Source organism: Kitasatospora sp. NPDC093102 (genome assembly GCF_040683915.1).
Classification (GTDB): Bacteria; Actinomycetota; Actinomycetes; order Streptomycetales; family Streptomycetaceae; genus Kitasatospora.
The window spans coordinates 1-14,274 of record NZ_JBFBFA010000080.1 but is presented as its reverse complement, the minus strand read 5'-3'; the positions used below and the strand labels follow the sequence as shown (position 1 = coordinate 14,274).

The 14,274-nt window shown below is 73.7% G+C and carries 14 protein-coding genes and 1 pseudogene; 8 read left to right on the top strand and 7 right to left on the bottom strand.

Annotation, left to right across the window (positions count from 1 at the left end; genetic code table 11):
* Window positions 1–344, bottom strand: a pseudogene (locus AB0O11_RS37830) (hypothetical protein); the annotation flags it as partial.
* 520 nt (window positions 345–864) lie between these two features.
* On the opposite strand from AB0O11_RS37830, the gene AB0O11_RS37825 reads away from it, so the two are divergent.
* The 5 genes from AB0O11_RS37825 (at window position 865) to AB0O11_RS37805 (ending at window position 6,371) form a co-directional block, all read left to right on the top strand.
* Window positions 865–2,148 (top strand): amidohydrolase family protein, encoded by a 1,284-nt coding sequence (locus AB0O11_RS37825; protein WP_363396697.1) that lies wholly within the window; start codon window positions 865–867, stop codon window positions 2,146–2,148.
* A 178-nt stretch (window positions 2,149–2,326) separates the two neighbouring features.
* Window positions 2,327–3,874, top strand: coding sequence for an MFS transporter (locus tag AB0O11_RS37820; RefSeq protein WP_363396694.1), 1,548 nt, complete (start codon window positions 2,327–2,329; stop codon window positions 3,872–3,874).
* 104 nt (window positions 3,875–3,978) lie between these two features.
* Window positions 3,979–4,368 carry an SCO5389 family protein gene (locus AB0O11_RS37815; RefSeq protein WP_363396691.1) on the top strand — a complete coding sequence of 130 codons (390 nt, stop codon included), beginning with the start codon at window positions 3,979–3,981 and terminating at the stop codon, window positions 4,366–4,368.
* A 220-nt stretch (window positions 4,369–4,588) separates the two neighbouring features.
* Window positions 4,589–5,620: an LLM class flavin-dependent oxidoreductase gene (locus AB0O11_RS37810; protein WP_363396688.1), complete on the top strand. Its 1,032-nt coding sequence runs from the start codon at window positions 4,589–4,591 to the stop codon at window positions 5,618–5,620.
* A 136-nt stretch (window positions 5,621–5,756) separates the two neighbouring features.
* On the top strand, window positions 5,757–6,371 hold the full coding sequence (locus tag AB0O11_RS37805; protein ID WP_363396685.1) for a hypothetical protein: 615 nt from the start codon (window positions 5,757–5,759) through the stop codon (window positions 6,369–6,371).
* A gap of 218 nt (window positions 6,372–6,589) precedes the next feature.
* On the opposite strand, the gene AB0O11_RS37800 is transcribed toward AB0O11_RS37805, so the two are convergent.
* A complete protein-coding gene (locus AB0O11_RS37800; protein ID WP_363396682.1) occupies window positions 6,590–8,038 on the bottom strand; it encodes a WGR domain-containing protein in 1,449 nt (482 codons plus the stop codon).
* A 320-nt stretch (window positions 8,039–8,358) separates the two neighbouring features.
* Here AB0O11_RS37800 and AB0O11_RS37795 point away from each other — a divergent pair, with 320 nt between their 5' ends.
* The 3 genes from AB0O11_RS37795 to AB0O11_RS37785 all read left to right on the top strand — a co-directional run bounded on the left by AB0O11_RS37795 (window position 8,359) and on the right by AB0O11_RS37785 (window position 9,860).
* Window positions 8,359–9,093: a class I SAM-dependent methyltransferase gene (locus AB0O11_RS37795; protein ID WP_363396679.1), complete on the top strand. Its 735-nt coding sequence runs from the start codon at window positions 8,359–8,361 to the stop codon at window positions 9,091–9,093.
* Window positions 9,094–9,279: 186 nt separating this feature from the next.
* The gene (locus AB0O11_RS37790; RefSeq protein ID WP_363396676.1) at window positions 9,280–9,618 is read left to right on the top strand and encodes a hypothetical protein; all 339 of its coding nucleotides are present in this window, start codon (window positions 9,280–9,282) and stop codon (window positions 9,616–9,618) included.
* A gap of 2 nt (window positions 9,619–9,620) precedes the next feature.
* Complete coding sequence (locus tag AB0O11_RS37785; protein WP_363396673.1) at window positions 9,621–9,860, top strand: DUF6296 family protein; 240 nt, start codon at window positions 9,621–9,623, stop codon at window positions 9,858–9,860.
* A 414-nt stretch (window positions 9,861–10,274) separates the two neighbouring features.
* On the opposite strand, the gene AB0O11_RS37780 is transcribed toward AB0O11_RS37785, so the two are convergent.
* The 5 genes from AB0O11_RS37780 to AB0O11_RS37760 are packed head-to-tail and all read right to left on the bottom strand — an operon-like array spanning window position 10,275 to window position 14,131.
* Window positions 10,275–10,883, bottom strand: a complete 609-nt coding sequence (locus AB0O11_RS37780; RefSeq protein ID WP_363396670.1) for a response regulator transcription factor — start codon at window positions 10,881–10,883, stop codon at window positions 10,275–10,277.
* On the bottom strand, window positions 10,880–12,130 hold the full coding sequence (locus tag AB0O11_RS37775; protein WP_363396667.1) for a histidine kinase: 1,251 nt from the start codon (window positions 12,128–12,130) through the stop codon (window positions 10,880–10,882). The genes AB0O11_RS37780 and AB0O11_RS37775 overlap by 4 nt, the downstream gene beginning before the upstream one ends.
* Window positions 12,131–12,146: 16 nt before the next feature.
* Window positions 12,147–12,611: a hypothetical protein gene (locus AB0O11_RS37770; protein ID WP_363396664.1), complete on the bottom strand. Its 465-nt coding sequence runs from the start codon at window positions 12,609–12,611 to the stop codon at window positions 12,147–12,149.
* A gap of 19 nt (window positions 12,612–12,630) precedes the next feature.
* The gene (locus AB0O11_RS37765) at window positions 12,631–13,212 is read right to left on the bottom strand and encodes a GNAT family N-acetyltransferase (protein WP_363396661.1); all 582 of its coding nucleotides are present in this window, start codon (window positions 13,210–13,212) and stop codon (window positions 12,631–12,633) included.
* On the bottom strand, window positions 13,196–14,131 hold the full coding sequence (locus AB0O11_RS37760) for a class I SAM-dependent methyltransferase (RefSeq protein WP_363396658.1): 936 nt from the start codon (window positions 14,129–14,131) through the stop codon (window positions 13,196–13,198). Before AB0O11_RS37760 ends, AB0O11_RS37765 begins: the two co-directional genes overlap by 17 nt.
* Window positions 14,132–14,274: the final 143 nt, after the last annotated feature.

Sequence of the window (14,274 nt, the reverse complement as noted above, 5' to 3'; positions counted from 1 at the left end):
TCCTGCGGGCTGGCCGCGTCGAAGCCGGAGCCGAGCGCGGCGAGGTGGCCGAGCACCTCGTCGACGGGGCAGGCCTTCATCGCGAACCGGACGGCGACACCGGGCAGTTCGGCGCACAGCATGGCGTACTGGCGGCCGATGCCGTCGAGGTCGTAGATGATCCGGTCCTCGGTGGCGGCGGCGAGCGCGGCGCGCAGCGCGGCGCGGTCATGCTGGTCGGCGAAGGGCCCGGTGGATGCGTGCACGGTGGACGGCGCGGTCGGGGCGCCGCGGCCGGTTCTGCCATGGTCGGCCATCCGGCGTGGTTCGGCGGTCTGGCGCATGTCGATGGTCTGAGGCCTCACGTGTGAACTTCCGGTCCGACTAGAGGATTGATGCCAAGGGTTTGCTGGCACGCATGAGATGAAGCAAGGGAGTCCAAAGGTCGGTTGTGACGCCTGACCCGGACTCCCTCTCCCGCCGCACTCTACGTACTTCCGGGGCCTGCGCCTGCATTTGCTGTGCACCCCGCGCGGCCCGACCGGCGCGAAGGCCGACGAGCGCGAGCCCGCGCTCGGCATGCTCCGTGCCGGGCCCACTTCTCCGCACCTCGTCCCGGGCCGCCGCTCGACATGCAGAACCACCCGAAAGGAGTCGGTGCGAGCCTCCACGGCCTTGACGATCAGGTCCCACCGGACGCCGTCGAGGACTTCCGGATGCCGAGAGCACGTACGGTGGCGCCCGGGGCAAACTCCCCCCATCGACCGGCCCGGGTCCAGGGAGGCTCGCGAGGCTGGGCCGGTCGGCTGACGACCGGACACAGCCGGACCGGCAGATCGGTCCGTCCCTCTGGTCCCGGCTCCGTGACCGGCCGAAGATGGCGGCATGGGTGTCGACGACCCGGGTGCCGGGCTGCTGGTGACGAACGTGCGCGTCTTCGACGGGATCGGAGAGGAATCGGTGCCGGGGCACGTCCGGGTCGAACGCGACAGGATCGCGGAGGTGGCACTGGGCCACCCGTTCCCGCCCGACATCCCCGGAGGCGCGACGGTGCTCGACGGCAGAGGCCGCACCCTCCTCCCCGGCCTCACCGACGCGCACGTCCACCTGTTCGCGATCGGCGGCACCATGGCGGACCTACGGCTCGCCCCGACCGGCACCGTCTACTACCAGGCCCTGGCCGCGGCCCGCGACATGCTGATGTGCGGCTTCACCACGGTGCGGGACATGGCCGGCGACACCGAACCGCTTCGGCGGGTGCTGGACCTCGGGCTGTTCCCGGGCCCACGGATCTACCCGAGTCAGGCCGCGATCTCCCAAACCGCGGGCCACGGCGACTTCGGGCTGGTCCACGACGTCCCGACCGCCCTGGGCGGGCCACCCGCCCGGACCGAACAGATCGGGTTCACCCGGGTGGCCGACGGGCCGGAACGGGTGCTCGCCGCGGTGCGCGAGCAGCTGAAGAAGGGTGCCACCCAGATCAAGCTGATGGCCGGCGGCGGCGTCAGCTCCGAGTTCGACCCCCTGGACGTGCTGCAGTTCACGACCGCCGAACTGGAGGCCGCCGTCGCCGCGGCCTCCGACTGGGGCACCTACGTGACCGTGCACGTCTACACCTCCGAAGGCGTCCGCCGCGCGGTGCAGGCCGGGGTCCGCTGCATCGAGCACGGGCACCTCGTCGACGAGGCCACCATCCGCTGCCTCGCGGAGAAGGGCGTGTGGCTGAGCACCCAGCCGTTCGAGGTCGACGACCACCACTACGCGTCTCCGGACAGCGACCGCAAGAACCGGGAGGTGTGCGAAGGCGTCACCCGCACCATGCGCTGGGCGGTGAAGCACGGTGTGCGGCTGGCCTTCGGCACCGACCTGGTGTTCGACGCCGGGAAGGCCCACCGGCAGAACGAGATGCTCGTCCGGCTCGGTGCGTACCTCAGCCCGGTCGAGGCCCTGAGGACGGCCACCTCCGGCAACGCCGAGCTGTTCCGCCTGTCCGGCCGCCGCGACCCCTACCGCGCCGCGCCGCTCGGCGTCATCGCGCCGGGAGCCTGGGCCGACCTCCTGGTCGTCGACGGCGACCCCACCACCGACCTGTCCGTCCTCGCCGATCCCGAGCACAACCTGCGACTGATCGTCAAGGACGGTGTCGTCCACAAGAACGAGCTCGGCTGACCCGAACCGGCCGACCCGGTGTCGCCCAGTCGGTCGACGGTGACGCGCCGGTCCGGTTTCCCATCGATGGACGGTGATGGCCGGGAAGCAGGTGCATGTCCGTAATGAACGATTGTGTTCCCTATGTCCCGGGGATACCGTCAGTATCGGTGAACGGACCCGTCCCCTGGGAGCTGCCATGGCCACCTCGCACACCCTGGCCGAGGCTGCGCCCACGACCGCACGCCGGGGCCAGCGCCCGGGGGTGGCACTCACCGTCATCGCAGCCACCCAGCTGATGGTCGTGCTCGACATCACGATCGTGAACATCGCGCTGCCGCACATCCAGCACGCGCTGGAGTTCAACACCACCGATCTGTCCTGGGTGATCAACGCCTACACCCTCACCTTCGGCGGGCTGCTGCTGCTCGGCGGACGGGCGGGCGACATCCTCGGGCGGCGGCGGGTGTTCGTCGCCGGCGTGCTCGTCTTCAGCCTGGCCTCGCTGCTCGGCGGCGTCGCCCAGTCCTCCGCCTGGCTGCTGGCCGCCCGCTCGCTCCAGGGCCTGGGCGGTGCGATCGCCTCGCCGACCGCGCTCGCGCTGATCACGACCAACTTCAGGGAGGGACCGGAGCGCAACCGGGCCTTCGGCGTCTACTCCGCGGTCGCCGGTGCGGGAGGCGCCGTGGGCCTGCTGCTCGGCGGCATGCTGACCTCCTGGCTGTCCTGGCGCTGGGTCCTGTTCGTCAATGTGCCGATCGGCATCGCGATCGCCCTGCTGGCGCCGCTCTACATCAACGAGTCCGAGCGCCACCCCGGACGCTTCGACCTGCTCGGTGCCTGCACCGCCACCGCGGGCATGGTCTCGCTGGTGTACGGCTTCATCCGTACCGCCGAGCACGGCTGGACGGACCCGGTGACACTGACCGCGTTCGGCCTGGCCGTCGCCCTCCTGGTGGCCTTCCTGGTCAACGAGCGGCGGGCGCCGCAGCCGATCACCCCGCTGCACCTGTTCCGCGACCGCAACCGATCCGGCGCGTACGGGCTGATGTTCTGCGTGGCCGCGACGATGTTCAGCGTCTTCTTCTTCATCACCCTGTTCGTGCAGGAGATCCTCGGCTTCAGCCCGCTGCGGGCCGGCTTCGCGTTCCTGCCGATCAGTCTGGCGATCATCGCCGCCGCCCAGTTCGCCGCCCGCACCCAGGTGCGGTTCGGGCCGAAACCCTTCCTGGTGGTCGGCTCCCTGCTGGTGCTGGGCGGGGTGATCTGGGCGACGCGGATCGGCATCGACAGCACCTACGTGGGCGGCGTCCTCGGGCCGACCCTGCTGTTCGGTCTCGGCATGGGCTCGATCTTCGTCCCCGCGACGCTGACCGCCGTGTCCCGGGTCGCCCCGCACGAGACCGGCGCGGTCACCGGCACGCTCAACACCACCCAGCAGGCGGGCGGCTCGCTCGGCCTGTCGATCCTGGTCACCGTGTTCGGCACCGCCAGCCGCGCCGAGACCCGGCAGCAGGTCAGGGCGTTCCTCCAGCAGGCCACCCCGCAGCAGGCCGCCCAGGTCCGGGCGACCGGCCGGCTCCCGGCACCGCACTCCTCGCAGGTACTGGTGCACGGCATCGCCGGCGCGTTCCAGGTGGGCCTGGTGTTCGCGGCGCTGGCGGTGACGATCGCGGTGTTCGTCATCAAGGCCGACCGCCTGCCGTCAGTCCTTCGAGGGGCGGCGCTTGACAGGTCGTCAGGGTGACCGGGAGAGTCTTCCTTGCAATGGTTTTCATCTTCGATAACTGGTGCGGGTGACTGCCGCCCGCCACGGGTCGAAGCCCGACGCATCCCCGAAAGAGGACCTCCATGTCGCTCGACGTCTCCCCCGCCCTCCTCACCCAGGCCCAGCAGGGCCGCGTCGACGAGGCCGACTTCCTCGACACCGTCCGCACCTCGCTCCCGTACGCCTACCAGGTCGTCTCCGGGCTCAGCACCGAACTCGCGGCCGGAGACGCCGAGTTCACCACCGACAACACCACGCCCAGCGACGAGCAGCGCGCCCAGCTGCTGCGCGCGCTCGCCAGCAACGCGATCCGGGGCAGCCTGGAGAGCCACTTCGGGGTGAAGCTCGCCTTCGTCAACTGCCACCGCGTCGGCGCCTTCCGCCCCGGCGCCGAGGACGGCGCGGCCTACCGCGAGTTCACCTCGCTGCACAACCAGATCCGCAACCAGAGCCCGGATCTGCGCAGCTGCTGACGGCCGGCCCGGACACGATCCGGGCACGCGGGCTCCCACCCTGCTCGACGGGGTGGGAGCCCGCGCGTGTGACCTCCGCATTGCGCCGCATTGCGCCGCGTTGCGGGCCGGTGTCCGGATCGCGCGCCGATCTTGTCGGACAGCGCGGCGGCTGCGTACGGTCGGAACGCACCACCCGACCGGCCCACCCCGGGCCGCCCCTCACCACGCGGAGCCCCTCATGTCGCCGGCCCCTCGCCCACTGCGGAAACTCGGCTTCCTGACCATCGGACTCTTCGACGAGGCGGACCCTCGTCGGGGCCACGAGTCCACCCTCGGCCTCATCACCCTCGGCGAGCGGCTCGGCTTCGACAGCGCCTGGCTGCGCCACCGCCACCTCCAGTACGGCATCTCCTCCCCGGTCGCCGTGCTCGCCGCGGCCACCCAGCGCACCAGCCGCATCCAGCTCGGCACCGCCGTCACTCCGCTCGGCTGGGAGAACCCGCTGCGGCTCGCCGAGGACCTGGCCACCGTGGACGTGCTCTCCGGCGGCCGGCTCAACCCCGGCTTCAGCGTCGGCCCGCCCACCCACTACGAGCACGTGCGCGGCGCGCTCTACCCGGACACCGGCGAGCAGGAGGACTTCAGCCCCGGACGCGCCGAACGGCTGCTCGCCCTGGTTCGCGGCGAGGACGCCTCCGACTTCGCCGGCACCGAAGGCATCGAGGTGTACTCCCGCCGGGTCCAGCCGCACTCCCCCGGCCTGGCCTCCCGGCTCTGGTACGGCGCCGGCAGCCTGCGCTCGGCCCGCTGGGCCGGCGAGCAGGGGCTCAACCTGCTGACCAGCAGCGTGGTGAAGGCGGAGGAGGACGAGGAACCGCTCGACTTCGCCGCCGTCCAGGCCACCCAGATCCGCGCCTTCCGTGAGCGCCACCCCGACGGCGAGCGCGCCCGGGTCTCCCAGGGCCTGGTGGTCATCCCCACCGACGGCGCCACCCCCGAGCAGCGCGCCAGGTACCAGGCCTACGCCCGCGCCCGCACCCCGCGCACCCTCGCCCCGCAGGGCCCGGCCCGGCTGCTGTTCGCCCCCGACCTGGTCGGGACGACCGAGGAACTCGTCGAGCGGCTGCACGCCCACGCCGGCTACCGCGAGGTCGACGAGGTCGCCTTCGCCCTGCCGTTCACCTTCGAGCACCAGGACTACGTGCAGATCCTCACCGACCTGGCGACCCGCCTTGGACCCGCACTCGGCTGGGAGCCCGGGCAGGACTGATCGATCGCCAACACCCCTGGGATTCCGTCAGGTTGGACCGCAACCGGGTCGCTGCGGGGTGCGTCCCAAGCGAATACCGGCGGCCGAACGGCCGAACGGCTTCCGGGGGGACACCATGATCGGACCGTACGACGCCATGCCCGTACCACCGGCCCTGCAACCGTGTCCGAGCTGCAGGCTCGTCGACCAGGTCCGCAGCGTACAGGCCGTCTACCGGGCCGGAAGGAGCACGGAGACCGTCCGCTCGCACATGGACGACCGCCGGCACACCGAGACCCGCGTGGTCATCAGCGAACTCGCCCGGGCGCTGGCCCCCGCCCCCGACCGCCACCCCGAACGCGCTCCGGTCGTGCTGGGCGTCCTCGCCCTCTTCGGGACCGTCGGCGCCTTCTTCGCCGCCGAAGCCCAGAGCGATCAGGATGCGTTCGTCGGGAGCAGCTTCTCGGCCGGGTCGGCCCTGTCCCACTCGTCCCCCGACACCGGAGCCCTCTACACGCTCTCCGGCGTCGGCCTGTTCGTCGCCATCGCCCTGTTCGTGACCGCCGCACTGCTCCGTGCCAACGCCAACCGCGAACTCGCCGGCCGCTCCCGGGCCGAACGCCTCTGGTCCCAGGCCTGGTACTGCGCCCGCTGCGGCACCGTCCACTTCTCACCCACCGCCGGGCAGGGATCGGCGGCCTTCAGCCTCCGGGAGTTCCGCCGCCGGGTCTGGACGGCCGGCGGCTACGGCCACCTCACGGACCGCTACTGACTCAGAACTCGGCGGTGTCGAGGTCGAGTTCGAACGGCTCGGGCAGCCGCATCGGCACCCCGGACGGGTGCGGTCCCTCGACCCGGGTGTGACCGAGCGCGCCCGGCTGGGGTGCTGCTCCGGGGCGAGAACACCGGCAAGCCGGTACGGCGCCTGGCATCAAGCTCCCCGGGCGCCCGCCACCCCCGTGCGGCCGCCCGGGGCCCGGGCCCACCGGGTCAGAGCAGGCGCTTGATCTCGCCTCGCGCCCGGTAGAAGCCGCCCGAGGCGGACTCCCGCACCTCGGCGACCAGGTAGCGCGCCCCGGCGATCCGGATGTCCTTGGGGAACTGCACCCGCCACGACGGGTCGTAGCCCTGCGAGACCACCCGCACCCGCAGCCGGGCGCCGTCCTGGACGCACTCGACCTCGACCTCGCCGCCGGTCGTGACGGTGGCCACCGCGACCGTCTCCAGTCCGGCGCCGGCCAGCACCGGCTCCCAGCCCGCGCCCTTGACCTCGGCGGTCTTCGGCAGCGTGCCGCCCTCGGCCGCCCGCACCGCCTGCTCGCTCGCGTCCAGGCAGGCCAGCGAGCCGTCGGTGGTCACCAGGTAGAGCCGGCCGTCCCGGTACTGCATGCTGTACGCCGAGCCGCAGCCGGTGGCGAGCTTCCACAGCCGGGTGCCGTCGGCGGCGAAGCAGTACACCGAGGAGTGGTTGTCCCCGGCGAAGACGTACTCGCCGTCCGGGGACGCCGCGCAGGAGAAGACGGCGGCGTCGCAGCGGTAGGCGGCCACCTCCGCGCCGTCCGACTTGCGCAGCCGGTGCACCCAGCCGCGCGCGGTGCCGGCGAACACCTCGTCGGCCTCCTGCCAGCCGAACAGCACCTCGCCGTTGGTCGGGGTGTGCCACCGCTGGTCGCCGCTGCGGTTGTCGTAGCGGGCGACGCCGCGTGAGTGGCCGTGGTAGACGCCGTCGGCGTCGCAGCGCACCATCCAGCCGCCCCGGCCGTCGGCCTGGCGGCGCCACTGGAACTCGTCCTCGTGGTCCACCGTGGTCAGCCCGCCGCGCTCGTCGGCGACGCCGAGCACGCCGTCGTGGATGTCGAGCCAGAAGATGTCCACGTCCTGGGCTATCTCGTACGCCACCCGCGGGACCTTGCCGCCCAGGTCGTACACCTTGCCGTCGTCGCAGCCGGCGTAGATCCACCAGTCGTCCGCGACGATGCACTTGACGCCGTCCGGCAGGCCGTAGCGGGCGGTCACCTCGCCGTCGTGGGTGAGGGTGTAAACGTCGCCGCGCTCGTTGCCGACCCAGGCGTGCTCCTCGCCGACGAAGATCCCGAAGGCGGGCGAGCCGGAGCGGAAGCGCCACAGCAGCGGCGCCTGACGGGCGGTCGAGCGGCTGCTGACGATCTGCCGCCTGGTCACCGCCCGGCGCTGGCGCTCGCCCTGGACGGCGGGGGCGTACCCCTTGCGGACCTTCTCACCGATCTTCTTGGCCGCCGACGCGGCCGCCTTCTCCGGGCTCGGGTACGTGGTCGACTTGCTCTGCCCGGCGTCGCCGATCCGCCCGTACCGCACCGTCACCACCTGGCCGGCGAGCCGCACCTCGTAGAACTTGTGCGCACTCCCCTCGTCCTCGGACAGTTCGAGGTACGTGACCTGCTCTTCCACGGCGACGGACACGACGGAGTCCCCTTTCGGGCAACGGAGATGGGCTCGGGCGGGACAGGCCCGCCGACACCTCCAAAGCTACGGCCCGGCACTGACAGTCGGCTCCGGTGGACCGGCCGGCCCCATCGACCGGTACGGGCCCGGGCCGGCACGCCTTCCGTCCCTCCTCATGGCCCCGGCAAGCCCTGACGAGGGCGAGTGTTCGTGGGCCGGCGGACGGCGGGCGTGTTCGTCCTTCGTGGCGGTGTCATCCGGGTTCCCCGGCCGCCCGGACGGCGCACTTACGGGCCCGTGGCCGTCACTCCGGCACCGGGCCGGGTATTCGAGGTGCCATGAGCGACACATCCGACGACCGTTACGCGGTCTCCGTCGAGTTCTACGACCTCCTCCAGGCCGACGACGACCGCCGCAGGGCCGAGCGACGTTTCGGCGAGGCCGGGCGTCACGCCCGTCACGGCATCCTGGACATCGGCGCGGGCACGGGCATCGTCACCCAGGTTCTCCTCGACGCCTCCACCGTTCCGGTTCACGCCGTCGAACCGGCCACCGCGATGCGCACGGCGCTGCTGGCACGCCTGGCCTCGCTGAGCGCCGACCGGCGCGCCCGCGTCACCGTCCACCCCCGCCCCGTGGAGGCGACGGACCTGGAGGAGGCCGCCGACCTGGCCGTCGCCTCGAACGTCATCGCCTGCCTCGACCCGGGCACCCGCCGCGCCACCTGGCGGGCCGTCTCGCGTGCTCTGCTGCCGGGCGGGCTGTTGCTGTTCGAGCCGCCGCCCGCCACGCTGCCCGCCGGACGCGAGGCGGTGCGCCGGCTCGGTCCGGTGCGGGTCGGTCCCGACCTCTACAGCGCGCAGGTCACCCGCGAACCCGACCGGGACACGCTGCGGATCGTCTTCACCTATCGCGTCGAACGCGACGGGCACGTGGTCCGCGAGGAGAGGGAGGCGTTCAGCATGTGGCCGGCCGGTGAGCAGCAGCTCCGCGGGGAACTCGAAGCCGCGGGCCTGCGGGTGGTGCGGGCTCCCAGCCGGGACCTCATGGCCGCACGCCGTCCGTCGCGGTGAGCCGGGGCGACGGGTGGGGTCCGACGCGGTCCGGGCCGGGCGCCGGCGACGCGATGTCGCCCGGGTGGGGCAGTGCTCCGGTGTTCCGTCGTGCGTACTGGCGGGGAACGGAGCAGCGTGGTGCGGGCCCGACCGCTTGCGGGGCCGGCCGGCGCCCGGCCTGCCCCGTCCCTGTGAGGTGACCCAGTGCCTGACCTACCGGTGGAGACGTTCATCGCGGTCCGTCCGCGTGAGCAGGTGGCCGCGAGCGCGGACGAACTGCTCCGGCGCCGTGCGGGTACGGTGCCGGCGGAGGAGGCGGGGGCGCTCGCCGTCTACCGCTGGGCGTTGGATCCGGTGGGTCCGGCGCCGGTGACGGGCCGGGTGCTGGACGGCCCGCCGGCCGATCTCGACCTCGCGGTGGAGGAACGCGCGGCGATCGAGGTCTCGCGCGACCGTGCCCGGCCGGGGGCCGAGCGGAAGCGTGCGGTGGGTGCGGCCCGCGCGTTGGGCTGGATCCTCGGCTTCGCACCGATCAGCCGCTGAGGGTGGCCGCGACCAGCCGTCCCGACGGCACCGTGTCCGGCTACGTCCTGTGGCTGCGCAGCCCGTCGGGAGCCTTCAGCGTGCTGCCCGTCGCGGCCACCGGCCGCCTCGGCCCCGCCGGGCACCCCCTCTACACCGGCTGCGACGGGCAGCTCCTGGTGGAGATCACCGCCGAAGGACGGCACCGCGCCCTCGCCCGGCCCGCCGACGCCCGCATCCTGACCGCCGCACCGTGCGCGTGAGGCCCCGGCGCCGTGCGCTGCGGCCCGTGGCGGGGCGGTTTCCGCGCGGGAGGGTGGCGAGCCGCTCGGCGATCGTGGGGCCTGCGGCGGGGTGACGGAGCTGTTCCCCTCGGGCGGCTCGGGGGCACTGCGTGTCAGCGCGGGTGGTGCTGGCAAGCTGTGCGGGTCGGGGCGCTGCCGGGCGCCCCTCGGCGAGGGGGTACTGGCGGTGGGTGGATCGGCGGCTCGGCGCGTGCCTCCTCTGGATCCGCAGGTGCGGGCGGCGGTCGCGGCCGCTGGGGAGCGGGCGCGGCAGGTGCTCACCCCGGAGTGCCTGGCGGCATGGCAGGGACGGGACGCCGCCGCCCGGCCCCGCCCGACGCTCGACCGGTTGCACGATGGCGGGTCCGCCCGGACGCCGACCCGCCCGACCGGTCAGAGCCAGCCGCGCTCGTCGGCCACCCGCAGGGCCTCGGTGCGGTTGCGGGTGCCGGTCTTGGCGATGGCGGAGGAGAAGTAGTTGCGGACCGTTCCCTCGGACAGGTAGAGCTTGGCAGCGATCTCGGCCACTCCGGCGCCCGGGCGGGAGGCGTTCAGCACGTCGCGTTCGCGGGCGGTGAGCGGGGAGGCGCCCGCCGCGAGGGTGGCGGCGGCCAGTTCCGGGTCCACCACCCGCTCCCCCGCCGCGACCCGGCGGATCGCATCGGCGAGCACCTCGGCCGGGGCGTCCTTGACCACGAACCCGACCGCGCCCGCCTCCATGGCGCGGCGCAGGTAGCCCGCACGGCCGAAGGTGGTGAGGATGACCACCCGGCACCACGGCGCCTGCTGGGCCAGCACGGCGGCTGCCGCCAGGCCGTCCAGTCCGGGCATCTCGATGTCGAGCAGGGCGACGTCGGGCCGGTGCTCCCGGGCCGCCTCCACGACCTGGTCGCCGCGGCCGACGGCGGCGACCACCGCGAAGTCGCCCTCCAGGTCGAGCAGGGTGCGCAGCGCGGTGCGGACCAGTTCCTGGTCCTCGGCGAGCAGCAGGCGGATCGTCATGTCGTCCCTTCGTGGCCGGAGGCGGGCCCGCCGGGGTTCGCGGCGCCGCCGGGATGCGGACCGCCCGGCGGGACGGTGACCGACAGCCGCCACCCACGCGGGTCCAGCGGGCCGGCCTCGACCGTACCGCCCGCCGCGGCGACCCGTTCCCGCAGTCCGGTCAGGCCCTTGCCGGCGCCCCTGACGCCCGTTCCGCCTCCGCCCCCGGTGCCGTCGTCGCGGATCTCCATCGAGGTGGCGGTGAGCAGCACCGAGCAGCGGTCGGCCCGGGAGTGCCGGACCACGTTGGTGATCCCCTCGCGCAGCACCCAGCCGAACAGCTCGCGCTCCCCCGGCGCGACCGCGTCCGCCGCCGTCGGAAGGTCCGCCACCACCCGGGCCGCGCGCAACAGTTCGCGTCCGCGGGCGAGTTCACCGGCCAGGGTCACCTCGCGGTAGCCGGTGACGGCGGCGCGGACGTCGGACAGCGCCTGGCGGGACAGCGTCTCCACGGCGGCCATCTCCGCCACCGCCTGATCCAGGTCCTTGCCCGCGAGCCGCTGGGCGAGGCGGGACTTGACGGTGATCGCGGTGAGCGAGTGCCCCAGCAGGTCGTGCAGGTCCCGGGCGATCCGGTTGCGCTCGGCCTCCGAGGCGAGTCGCGCCACCTCGGCCCGGGCGGCGACCAGAGCGTCGTTGGTGGCGGCGATCTCGGCGAAGGCTCCGCAGGTGAGGGAGGTGAACAGCAGGGCCAGGGCCTGGAATCCGCCGGGGCCGGTGTGCCAGGGGCGCACCGCCCAGGGCACCACCAGTGCGGCCACCGTCCCGGCCGTCACCGCCCGGACGGCGTGCCCGCGCCACTGGATCGCGATCGCGGAGACGACCACGGTGGCGAGGAAGAAGGCGCCCTCATGGGCGAACGGCAGCGCGGCCAGGAACAGCGCCGTCATCACCGCCAACAGCGGTGCCATCCAGCGCCGCCGGCCCAGCCCGAGGGCGAGGGCCAGCAGCGCGTAGCAGAGGCAGAACGCGGCGACCACGGCGTACCCGGCCACTGCGGCCGCGCCGGAGGCGGTGCCGCCCACGGCCACGGCGGTGAGCCCCGGGAAGACCAGCATCCCGCTGCCCAGCAGGAGGCGCCGCCAGCCCCGCCCCCAGTACCCGACGGGGCTCGGCACCCGCTCACGGCCGAGGGATGTGGTCGCGCGCTCTTTGCCTGCGCGATCGATGTCGAGGTCGTGCTCGCGGTCGTGCTCGCGGTCGGTCACCCCTGGGTCCCCCTCCTCAGAGCCTGGCGAACAGGCTACGCAGGTGCCGTCCGTTGACCACCGCGGCCACCCCCAGCAGGGCGAGCCCGCAGACGCCCTGCTCGGCCTTCATCCACACCGGGAAGGTCCCCGGCAGGGCGATGATCGTAGCGATGGCGACGAGCATCACGGCCGAGAGGATCCTCAGCCGCCGGAAGGCGCCCCGGGAGCCGTTGGCGGCCCGGACGGTCAGCAGGAGGGTGAGGGCGGCACTGGCCACGACGATGGTGCCGCGGACCAGGACCGCCGGGTTGACCATCGTGTGGTGGTCACGGAGCGCGATGGCAGCCGCCAGCGTGACGACGCTGAGGCCGAGGTAGGCGAGCACGAGCCGCCTCACGGTGCGGAAGGCCCGACGGGTCTCGGGGTGCTGTAGGTCGGTGGAGGTCATGGCCTCCATGCTGGTGGCCGCCCCGGTGCGCGGGGCAGTGTGTTCACGCACCGGCCCACCGTGACAATTGTCAGCGTCGCCGGGCCTCCGCCGTCGGCTCCGCGTCCAGCAGGCGCACCATGTGCAGCTTCGCGACCGCCCGCCCGTCGACCAGGACGGCCCTCGGCTCCCGCCCCCACACCTCGAAGCCGCAGGCGGTGTAGAGCCGCAGGGCCGGCTCGTTGCCCTCCGAGACGGTCAGCAGCACCTGCCGCAGCCGCCCGTCCTGCGCTGCCGTGTGCAGCACCTCGTCCACCAGGGCGCGGCCGATCCCGCGGCCGGCGGCGCTGCGGGCCACCGCCATGCCGTACAGCGTGCTCTTGTGCCGCTCCTGGCCGCGCGGCGGCACCTTCAGCCCGGCGGTGCCGACCAGCGCGCCGGTGCCGTCGAAGGCGCCGATCAGCGCGCCCGGCCCGTCCCCGGCCTCGGCCTCGGCCAGCCGGCGCAGCGTCGCGGACAGCGGCTTGCCGGCCTCCTCGGCGTGGCTGGAGGTGAAGGCGGTCGGTGTCTCGCGCAGCGCCGCCAGACGGAAGGCGCGGTACGGTCCGGCGTCCGCGGTACCGAGGCGGCGCAGCTCCACGGGACGCCGGCCGCGCTCAGCCGAGGCGGACACGGGTGCACCTCGTCACGTACGGCAGGGCGATCTCCTCCCGGCCGGCCAGGTCCGGGTGGGTGGCCAGCAGTTGCTCGACGTCGGCCAGCAGACGGACCCGCTCGTCCTCCGGCAGCGCGATCACATAGCTGCGCGAGGCGACCATGTCGACGATCCCGGCCCGGGTGGTGACGTGCTCCCAGCGGATCTCCAGCCGCTCGGGCGGGCCGAACGGCGCCGGAAGGACCGGCCGGGTGTCGATCGGCTGCCGCGCCGAACGGTGCATCAGCACGCCGAGCGCGGCGGCCCACGGCTCGGACTCGTCCCGGACGTTCCACACCAGCGCGAGCGTCCCGCCGGGGGCGAGCACCCGGGCGATCTCCGGCACCGCGACCGCCGGGTCGAACCAGTGCCAGGCCTGCGCCACCACCACGGCGTCCACGCTGCCGTCCGGCAGCGGGATGCGCTCGGCCGAGCCCGCCCGGACCGCCGCCTTCGGCACCGACGCGGCCAGCTGCGCCCGCATCCCCTCGTCGGGCTCGACCGCCACCACGTCCAGGCCCGCCTCGACCAGCAGCCCGGTCAACTTGCCCGTCCCGGCGCCCAGATCGAGCACCCTCCGGGCCTCCCGCGGCACCGCCGAGCCGATCAGCGCCTGCGGATAGCCCGGCCGGCCGTGCTGGTACGCCTCCGCCGCCGCACCGAACGACCGCGCCCGCAGCCGCCCGGCCCACCGCCTGGTCGCCCCCTGCCGCGTCATCCCGCAGGCCCGCCCGATCTCCTCCCAGGTCGCCTCCCGCCCGCGCCGCAGCTCCTCCACCAGCTCCGTCCGCCGCTCCTCCAGCGCCTCGATCACCCCCGACAGCCGCCGGAGCCCCTCCACTCCGCCCCCACCGGCCACATCCTCCACTACCCGCCGCCCGAGATCATCCGTGTCCATGGCCAGGCACTGTAGGGATCCCAGGCGCGATCCGTCAACACCCATTGCCCCACTACGCAACACCCGTTGCCCTGGTCAGAGGCACACCCGCTGATCTCCCAGTGCCTGGTGGTGGGCGACGACCGCCCTTACGTGGCCGCACT

What these genes read in the sequence shown, in the direction of transcription:
- AB0O11_RS37825 (WP_363396697.1), top strand. Translation starts at nt 865, where the DNA reads ATGGGTGTCGACGACCCGGGTGCCGGGCTGCTGGTGACGAACGTGCGC.
- AB0O11_RS37820 (WP_363396694.1), top strand. Translation starts at nt 2,327, where the DNA reads ATGGCCACCTCGCACACCCTGGCCGAGGCTGCGCCCACGACCGCACGC.
- AB0O11_RS37795 (WP_363396679.1), top strand. Translation starts at nt 8,359, where the DNA reads ATGAGCGACACATCCGACGACCGTTACGCGGTCTCCGTCGAGTTCTAC.
- AB0O11_RS37805 (WP_363396685.1), top strand. Translation starts at nt 5,757, where the DNA reads ATGCCCGTACCACCGGCCCTGCAACCGTGTCCGAGCTGCAGGCTCGTC.
- AB0O11_RS37810 (WP_363396688.1), top strand. Translation starts at nt 4,589, where the DNA reads ATGTCGCCGGCCCCTCGCCCACTGCGGAAACTCGGCTTCCTGACCATC.
- AB0O11_RS37780 (WP_363396670.1), bottom strand. Translation starts at nt 10,883, where the DNA reads ATGACGATCCGCCTGCTGCTCGCCGAGGACCAGGAACTGGTCCGCACC.
- AB0O11_RS37760 (WP_363396658.1), bottom strand. Translation starts at nt 14,131, where the DNA reads ATGGACACGGATGATCTCGGGCGGCGGGTAGTGGAGGATGTGGCCGGT.
- AB0O11_RS37815 (WP_363396691.1), top strand. Translation starts at nt 3,979, where the DNA reads ATGTCGCTCGACGTCTCCCCCGCCCTCCTCACCCAGGCCCAGCAGGGC.